The organism is uncultured Thermus sp. (assembly GCF_938010445.1).
In the GTDB taxonomy this organism is placed as follows: domain Bacteria; phylum Deinococcota; class Deinococci; order Deinococcales; family Thermaceae; genus Thermus; species Thermus altitudinis.
This window is the reverse complement of the sequence record NZ_CALLUR010000078.1, coordinates 1-8,257: the sequence shown is the minus strand read 5'-3', so window position 1 is coordinate 8,257 and position 8,257 is coordinate 1. Positions and strand designations below refer to the sequence as shown.

At 66.5% G+C, this 8,257-nt stretch carries 6 protein-coding genes and 1 pseudogene; 4 read left to right on the top strand and 3 right to left on the bottom strand.

From position 1 onward, the window contains the following. Window positions 1-629: acyl-CoA dehydrogenase family protein (locus tag Q0693_RS04605; protein WP_298629559.1), on the top strand; the 629-nt coding region annotated here is incomplete at its 5' end. Here Q0693_RS04605 and Q0693_RS04600 read toward each other — a convergent pair. The 3 genes from Q0693_RS04600 to Q0693_RS04590 are packed head-to-tail and all read right to left on the bottom strand — an operon-like array spanning window position 614 to window position 5,340. Further along, window positions 614-2,326 carry an aldehyde ferredoxin oxidoreductase C-terminal domain-containing protein gene (locus Q0693_RS04600; RefSeq protein ID WP_298629558.1) on the bottom strand — a complete coding sequence of 571 codons (1,713 nt, stop codon included), beginning with the start codon at window positions 2,324-2,326 and terminating at the stop codon, window positions 614-616. The two genes, Q0693_RS04605 and Q0693_RS04600, sit on opposite strands and share 16 nt — an antisense overlap. 11 nt (window positions 2,327-2,337) lie before the next feature. After that, window positions 2,338-4,008, bottom strand: a complete 1,671-nt coding sequence (locus Q0693_RS04595; protein ID WP_298629557.1) for an ABC-ATPase domain-containing protein — start codon at window positions 4,006-4,008, stop codon at window positions 2,338-2,340. Between the two features lie 9 nt (window positions 4,009-4,017). Next, window positions 4,018-5,340 (bottom strand): aminotransferase class III-fold pyridoxal phosphate-dependent enzyme, encoded by a 1,323-nt coding sequence (locus Q0693_RS04590; protein WP_243030494.1) that lies wholly within the window; start codon window positions 5,338-5,340, stop codon window positions 4,018-4,020. Window positions 5,341-5,429: 89 nt separating this feature from the next. On the opposite strand from Q0693_RS04590, the gene Q0693_RS04585 reads away from it, so the two are divergent. The 3 genes and pseudogenes from Q0693_RS04585 to Q0693_RS04575 form a co-directional block, all read left to right on the top strand. Further along, complete coding sequence (locus Q0693_RS04585; RefSeq protein WP_298629556.1) at window positions 5,430-6,296, top strand: metal ABC transporter substrate-binding protein; 867 nt, start codon at window positions 5,430-5,432, stop codon at window positions 6,294-6,296. A gap of 7 nt (window positions 6,297-6,303) precedes the next feature. Further along, the gene (gene galK / locus Q0693_RS04580) at window positions 6,304-7,347 is read left to right on the top strand and encodes a galactokinase (RefSeq protein WP_298629555.1); all 1,044 of its coding nucleotides are present in this window, start codon (window positions 6,304-6,306) and stop codon (window positions 7,345-7,347) included. A 37-nt stretch (window positions 7,348-7,384) separates the two neighbouring features. Then, a pseudogene (locus Q0693_RS04575) lies at window positions 7,385-8,257 on the top strand (proton-conducting membrane transporter); the annotation flags it as partial.

Here is an 8,257-nt window from a genome sequence, read left to right as displayed (position 1 = left end):
GAAAAAGGCTTTTGGACCACGAGCTCATCCAACACGACCTCCTGGAGATGCGCCTTAGGCAGGTGGGGGGCACCGCCTTGGCCTTCCTGGCCATCCAGGCCTTTGACCGGGCCTGGGAGGAGAGGCCTCCCTATAGCCCCGGCTACCACCTGGCCCGCCTCCTCTCCCACCTGGCCAAGGGGGGCACCGCCGAACACGCCAGCGCCATCACCGCCCTCGCCATGGAGCTCTTTGGCGGCCTGGGCTTCCTGGAGGAGTATGGGGTAGCCCGCTGGCACCGGGAGGCCCTCATCACCCCCATCTGGGAAGGACCCGCCAACATCCAGGCCTTGGACATGCTGGAAGCCATGGCCAAAAAGCGGGCCCATGAACCTCTTTTGGAAATGCTCCAGGATCATCCTCAGGCCCAAAGGTATGCGGAAAGGGCGCTGGCGAGGCTAAAGGAGGAAGGCCCCTGGCACGCCAAGGAGGCCCTAAGAGGGCTGGCCGACGCCGTAGCCGTCTACGCCTTGGCAAAGGTAGCCCACGAGCCCTTCCCTGAGCTTTCCCACCTTTACGCCCGGCGCTTCCTGGAAGGGGAACCCCTACCCCTTAGCGCCCAAAGGCCCAGGCTCTACGACCCCTGGTGAAGCCTCTCGTATAGGGGCCCCAGGTCCTCGGGGCGGAAGCGGGCGGTGTAGCCCTTGGGGGGCAAGGGTTCCTGGTAGAAAAAGGCGGGAAGGCGGTCCTCCTCGTGGGTGAAGCCCGCCAGGTGGTTGAAGCGGTGCTCCAGGCGCAAAACCCCCTCCCCAAGCTCACGCCAAAAGCCGGGGGTGAGGCTTGTGCCTAAGGCGGCGTTGAGGCTTTCCACCACGAACTCCACCTGCTTGTTGGTGACGCTTCCCCCGAAGACACAAAGGCCCAGGGCATCGTTGGCGGCAGCATTCACCTGGGCCTGGTAGCTGGCCTCCAGGATCTCCGCCACCGGCATGGCCCGGGTTTCCAGGCGCGGGGCATTGCCCGCGGTGTGGTCCGCCCCCTGGGCGGTCACCATCATGGTGATGCCCGTGGCCTCCACCACCCTGGGGTCGTAGGCGCTGATGGCCTGGCGCTTGATAACGGGAACCCGCCCAAGCCCCAAGGCCTCCCCCACCCGGGCGGTGCCTTGGGCCAGGAAGCGGGCGGCCTCGCTCGGGGTATAGAGGGCCTTGAGCTTGGCCTCCATGAAGGCATAATCCCCCCAATCCGCCTCCCCCTTTTCCATGAAGAGGGCCAAGGTGGCCCCGGTTTCTATGGTGTCCACCCCCAGGTCGTTGGCCAAGCGGTTCAGGCGGGCCAGCTGGTCCGGGTCGGTGAGGCCGCAGTTGGTTCCCATAAGGCCGATGGTTTCGTACTCCAAAGGGGAAACCACCTCCTCCCCGCCCTCGTCCACGATGACGTTGGAGCACTGGATCACGCACCCGGGCATGCAGGCGTGGGTGGGCTTCCCACCCCGGGCCTTGTTGAGGGGGGCGATGTACTGGCCCCCCATGCGGAACTCCTCCGGAGGGGCAAGCTGCCCCTGGCGAAAGTTCCGCACGGGAAGTCCCCCGAAGGCATTCTGGAAGTCGGCCATCCCCATGGTGCCGATGGCGTTGTAGAACTTCATCACCAAGGGATCTTGGCGCAAGAGCTCCGCATAGCGGCGGATGGCCCCGGTGACCTTGGGCTTATCCCAGACCTCCGCCTTCCCCGGCACCTCCACCACGAGGGCCTTCACCCGCTTGGCTCCCATTACCGCCCCCACGCCACCCCGGGCCGCCAGGCGGGAGGGCCTCCCATCGGTATCGGAAAAGGCGATGCCGGAAAGGAGGCCCAGATACTCCCCCACCGGCCCTAGAAGGGCAAACGCGATCTTCCTGCCGTAAGCGGCAAAGAGCCTTGTGGCCGCCTGGAAGTTCCCGAGGCCGAGGAGCTCCCCCGCCGGGTCAAAAAAGACCTGCCCCTCCCGGGTGATGCGGAGGACCACCCAGTCGGGGCTTGTCCCCACGAGGACCAGATGGGCAAGCTTCATCTGCCCCAGGGCGTAGCCGAAGGTGCCGCCCCCGTTGGCCTCCTTGATGCCCAGGGTCAGGGGGCTACGGGTGCCCACGCTGGTGCGATTGGCGTTGGAAAACCCCGTGCCTGCCAAGGGGCCGATGGCGAAGACCAGGGGGTTTTCCGGGGAAAGGGGGTCCATGCGGTAAGCCTCCCGCTCCATGAGGATCCTCCCCGTGCGAAAACGGCCCCCAAAGGCCACCTCCTCGGGGGGAACCCCCTGCCAATGAACCCGCCGTGAGGAAAGATCCACCCACAAAGACCGCCACATCACCCTAAAGCTTACCCCTCCCCCCGCCGCACCTCCAGGGCCCGGAGCCGGTTGACCGCCGCCCCCAGTTCCAAGGGGCGCACCTCAGCCAGCTCAGGGGTCTCCTCGAGGCCAAAGAGATCCTCCCCCTCCGCCAAGGCCCTCTCCACGAGCCTGGCCATGGGGGTGCGGCCATCCGCCAGGCGCCATAACCGCTGCAACCAGGCCCCCAAGGCCCGCACCTGGGCGTTTTCAAAAAGGTCCAGGGCCGAGAGGTCCACCACCTCCTCCCCGTACACCAACTCCCTGAGACCCCGGCCCTTCACCCGGGCCTTCCGGCCTCTTCTGGGATCAAAGCTTTCGGGCAAGGGAGCCCGGGAAACCACGGCCAGGGGATACCGCGGCTCGCCAAAGGCCCGGCCCGTGGGGTGGGCTTGGGCGATGGCTTTGGCCTCCTGGGTAACCTCCCTTGGGCGGTACTCCTCCAGGAGCAAAACGGTGTCTGCCAGGTCCAGGTAATCCCCCACCCCGCCCACCACCAGGACCAGGCTCACCCCCAGGGCCTTGAAATCCCCTATGCGATCCAAAAGCGGGGTCAGGGTTTCCCGCCGCACCAGGGCCTGCATGCGGGCATCCCGCACCAGGAGGTTGGTGGCGGAGGTATCCTCGTCCAGGAGTAGCACCTTGGCCCCCAGTTCCAAGGCCTCCAGGATGGCGGCGGCCAGACTGGTGGAACCCGAGGCATCCTCGGTGGTGAAGAAGGAGGTGTCCTGGCCCAGGGGCAGGTCGTGCACAAAGGGCCTCAGGTCCACCCCCACCACGCTCCGGCCATCCTCGGACTGGACCCGTTGCGCCCGGGCATGGGTCACCACCCACTCCCGCCCGTCCCCAGGGATGTGGGGATGGACCCCGTGGACCAGGGCCTCGAGGAGGGTGGTCTTCCCGTGGAAGCCTCCACCGGTGATGAGGGTAAGGCCCTCGGGAAGGCCCATCCCCAAGACCTCCCCCTTGTGGGGTACCCGGAAGGAAACCCGCAAGGAAGGCGGACTTTGGAAGGGCACCGCCCCCTTTAAGGGCCTTTGGCTCACCCCGCTCTCCCGGGGCAGGATGGCCCCCTCCCCCACAAAGGCCACCAGCCCCCTTTGGGGCAGGCGCTCCTGGATGTGGGCAAAATCCTCCGCCTGGTGGACATGGGCCAGGAGCTTCTCCACCTCCAGCTCCTCCAGAAACCCCCGAAGATGGTCCGCCAGGGCCCGAAAAAGCCTGGCCGCCTCCTTGCCCAGAATCCTCCGGCCCGAGGCCGCTAGACCCACCCGGAAGCGGAGGTAAAGGCCCTGTGGCGCAAGATGGGCCCCGGCCCGCCTTAGGACCTTGGGGCTTTCCACCTCCACAAAAACCCTACCCGAGTGGCCGCTACCCCCAAGGTGGGGCAGGTTCCGGAAACGGGCCTTGAGCGCCCGCAGCAGGAAGTCCTCCACCGCCACCCGCCCCACGGGGTGGGCGAAGACCCGAAGCCTCGCCGCGGCCTTGGCCGGATAGCGCACCTCCACCACGCTGGGAGAGGCAAAGGGATCGCCCTGCACGTGGACGAAGCGGAGGTCAAAACCGTCCCCCTGCCAAACGCCCCTGAGATCCTTGTAAAAAGGGTAAGGCCTCCCCTCCAAGGAGGCCAGAAAGGGGAAAAGCTCCTCCAGGCGCCGCACCCCTCTAGGCTACAGGACCTCCACCTCCACCCGCCTCAGAGCCCGGGAAAGCCGATCCACTCCCTCCAGGAACTCCTCCTCCTGGATGGTCAAAGGCGGGGCCACCACGAGAATGTTGTGCTTGGCCAGCACGTAAACCCCCTCGGCCAAAAGGGCCTTAAGCAGCGCCTGCATGGCGGGGCTAAGAGGGCCATGCCAAGGGGAAAGGGGTTCCTTGCTTTCCCTGTCCCTAACCAGCTCCAAAGCGTAGAAGGCCCCCAGGCCCCGCACGTCCCCCACCACGGGATGGCGCTCCTTCAAGGCCTCCAGGGCCTCCCGGAAAAAGGGCTCCAGGGCCAGCACCCGTTGGAAGATACCCTCCTCCAGGTAGGCCTCCACGGTGGCGAGCCCCACCGCCACCGTCAGGGGGTGGCCCGAGTAGGTGTGCCCCGTGGGCACGGGGTTCTCGTCAAAGTGCCGGGCCAGGCCCTCCCGCAAAAGCACGCCTCCCAAAGGCACGTAGGCCGAGGTCACCCCCTTGGCGAAGGTGATGAGGTCCGGCACCACGCCCAAGCGCTGGGCGGCAAAGGCAGCCCCCACGCGGCCAAAGCCGGTCATCACCTCGTCAAAGACCAACAGGATGCCATGCCGGTCACACAGGGCCCGCACCCCATCCAGGTACCCTTCCGGGTACACGATCACCCCGTTGGAGCCCACCACGGGCTCCAGGAAGATGGCCGCCACCCGCTTGGGGTCCTCGTGGAGGAGGACCCTCTCCAGGTGCTCCAGGGCCCGGGCGGCCTCCACCTGCGGGTCCTCCGTGTAAAAGGGGCTCCGGTAGGGATACGGGGCGAAGAAATGTACCACCCCCGGGGCGGTACCCGGCTCCGTTGGCCAGCGGCGGTTCTCCCCGGTGAGGCTGGCCGAGGCATGGGTGGCCCCGTGGAAGGAGCGGTAAGCGGCCAACACCTTGAACCGGCCTGTGAGGTGGCGCACGAACTTCAAGGCATCCTCGTTGGCCTCGGTGCCCGAGGGGGCAAAGAACACCCGGGCCCCTTCCGGCCAGGGGGAAAGGTCGGAAAGGAGTTTCGCGAGAAGGGCCCTTTTGTCGTGGAAGAGGCTTGGGGCCGCGTAGGCCAAGGTGGCCGCCTGCTCGGCGATGGCCCGCACCAGCCTAGGGTGGCCATGGCCCAGGTTCAGGGCCACCAGGCCACTGGAAAAGTCCAGGTAACGCCGCCCCTCCTGGTCGTAAAGCCAAACCCCCTCCCCCCGGACCACCACCGGCGGGTTCAGGGGGGCCTGGGCCACCCAAGGGGTAAGGACGTGCTTCTTGTGCAGGCTCCTGAAGTCCATGGTTTCCCGAGTATACCCCACTTTCCATAAGCCCCGCCCCAGCCTGAGGAGGCTTGTGGAAATAGCGATATTGCATTATCATTACTTACATGCGAGCGCTAACCCTTCTCCTCCTCCTGGGCCTTCCCCTGAACCCGGCCCTGGCCCAGCTCTCCATTGCGGCCACCACCCCCATCCTGGCGGACCTGGTGCGGCAGGTGGGGGGAAACCGGGTGAGCGTGGTGAGCGTGGTTCCCCCGGGTATGGACCCCCACACCTTTGAGCCCACCCCCAGCACCGCCAAGGCCTTGGCCAAAAGCCAGCTTCTCTTCGCCAATGGGCTTGGCCTCGAGGCCTTTCTCCCCAAGCTCCAGAACCTCCTCCCAAAAGGGGCCCGGCTGGTGAAGCTGGCCGAGGGGCAACCGGGCCTCATCTGTGCGGAAGAGGAACCCGAGGAGCACGAGGAGGACGGGCACGCCCATGGCCCTTGCAACCCCCATTTGTGGCTGGACCCCACCTATGCCCTGCGGTATGCGGAGCGTATGGCCCAGGAGCTGGCCCGGCTAGACCCCAAGGGGAAAGGGGTTTACCAGGCCAACCTGGCCCGTTTCCGCCAGGAGGTGGAGAGGCGGGATCAGGCCTTTAAGGCCTGTAACCTAAAAGGCCTCAAGGTGGTCACCCAACACGACGCCTTCGCCTACTTCGCCCGCCGCTACGGCCTCGAGGTGGTGGGAAGCCTCACCGCCACGGGGGCCCAGGAGGTGGGAAGCCAAAGCTTCCTGAGGCTCCTCAACCGGGCCCGTCAAAAAGGGGTAAGGCTGGTCCTGGCCGAGCCCCAGTTCCAGGGCACGGCCCTTAAGGCCTTGGCCGAGGCCTTGGGCGCCCGGATCGCCGTGCTCTACACCGACACCCTAGACCGCAAGGTGCCGCATTACCTAGCCCTGCTAGACCACAACCTGAAGGCCCTGTGCCCATAATGGAGGCATGGGGTTCAAGGAGGTTTTCGGCACCCTGCCCGAGGCCAGCGCCCAGGCCCCGGGCCGGGTGAACCTTTTGGGAGAGCACACCGACTACCAGGAAGGCTACGTCCTCCCCACCCCCCTTCCCTACTTCACCCAGGTGGAGGCGGCCAAGGCCGAGGGCCGGGTGGAGGCCTACAGCGAGGACCTGAGGGAACTGAGGACCCGCCCCTTGGGAAGCCCGGCCCAGGGGGACTTCCTGGACTACCTCCTCGGGGTGGTCTGGGCCTTGAGGAAGGCGGGGCACCAGGTGCCCGGGGCCCGGTTCTACATCCGCAGCCAGGTGCCCATCGGGGCTGGGCTTTCCAGCTCGGCGGCCCTCGAGGTGGCGGCGCTTAAGGCCCTGCGCCTCCTTTACCGGCTGCCCCTTTCCGACAAGGAGATCGCCGTTTTGGGCCAGCGGGCCGAGGTGGAGTACGTGGGGGTGCGCTGCGGCATCATGGACCAGATGGCGGCTAGCCTAGGGGAAGTGGGCAAGGCTCTTTTCCTAGATACCCGCACCCTGGACCACGAAAACCTGCCCCTGCCGCCGGGAGCGCGGGTGGTGGTTTTGGATCTGGGGCTTAAGCGGCGCCTGGCGGAGGCCAGCTACAACCAAAGGCGACAGGAGGCAGAAGAGGCCGCCCGGCGCCTGGGGGTGAGAAGCCTTAGGGATGTGACCGACCTTTGCCTGGTGGAAAGCCTGCCCCCTCCTTTGGACAAGAGGGCCCGGCACATCGTAGCCGAAAACCTACGGGTGCTCCAAGGGGTAGAGGCCTTGCGCAAGGGGGACGCCAGGGCTTTTGGCGAGCTCATGGTGCAAAGCCATCGTTCCTTGGCGCAAAACTATGAGGTGAGTCTTCCCGAGCTGGATACCCTGGTGGAGGCCGCCTTGGAGGCTGGGGCCTATGGGGCCAAGCTCACGGGGGCGGGTTTTGGCGGGGCGGTGGTGGCCCTGGTACCGGAAGCTCGCTTCGCCTCCCTTCAGGAGGTCCTTACGGCCCGTTTTCCCAGGCTTAGGATCCTGTAAAGCAGCCCCGCCCCCGCCCAAGGGATAGGCTAGAACCATGGACAAGCCGAGCCTCCTCCCCCTCCTGGACGCCCGCTTGCCCCTCACCGAGGAGGGGATTGCCGAAGCGGCCCGGCTGGCGGGCGTGCCCTTGGCCCAGGCCTGGGGGGTGGTGCGCTACTACCCCCGCTACCGGGGGCTTCCCCAAGGAAGGCTTCTGGTGGACGACCCCGTGGCCCGGGCCCGGGGGTTTGCCCGCCTCCTGGAAGGGGCGGATGGAACGCACCCTCCCTTGGGCCTCGAGGCCCTCTCCCCCATCCATGTGCGCATAGAGGGGAGGGAGCGGTATGTGGAATACCAGGGCCATCGGGTACCCTTTCGGGAGTTCCGCCTGCCCTTTCACCTGGGCCATGGGGAAAGGCTCCTTCCCCCTGAACCCATCCTGGACCTGGCGGCCTACGAGAGGATCGGGGGGCTACAAGCCTTGCGGAGCCTGCTTGGGGGTAGGCTTTCTCCCCACGACCTCATCCAGGCAGTGGAGGAGGCAGGGCTTTTGGGCCGGGGAGGGGCCGCCTTTCCCACCCACATCAAGATGCGGGCCGTGGCTCAGGGTGAACCCCCCAAGTACCTGGTGGTGAACGCCGACGAATCGGAGCCCGGAAACTTTAAAGACCGCTTCCTCTTGGAACACCATCCCTTCTTGGTTCTGGAAGGGGCCCTTCTGGCCGCCCTGGCCACAGGGGCCAGCCGGATCTTCCTCTACGTGCGGGAGGAGTTCGAGGCCGCCATGCTGGGCCTGGAAAAGGCCGTGGCCGAACTGAAGGAAGCCGGTCTCCTCCCCGTTCCCACCGAGGTCTTCCGCAGCGGGGGCCTCTACATCTGCGGCGAGGAAACCGCCCTCCTGGAGTCCATGGAGGGGAAAAGGGCCGAA

Excerpts from the sequence above, each read along its gene's own strand:
- Q0693_RS04600 (WP_298629558.1), bottom strand. The coding sequence starts at position 2,326 with ATGTGGCGGTCTTTGTGGGTGGATCTTTCCTCACGGCGGGTTCATTGG.
- Q0693_RS04590 (WP_243030494.1), bottom strand. The coding sequence starts at position 5,340 with ATGGACTTCAGGAGCCTGCACAAGAAGCACGTCCTTACCCCTTGGGTG.
- Q0693_RS04585 (WP_298629556.1), top strand. The coding sequence starts at position 5,430 with ATGCGAGCGCTAACCCTTCTCCTCCTCCTGGGCCTTCCCCTGAACCCG.
- galK (WP_298629555.1), top strand. The coding sequence starts at position 6,304 with ATGGGGTTCAAGGAGGTTTTCGGCACCCTGCCCGAGGCCAGCGCCCAG.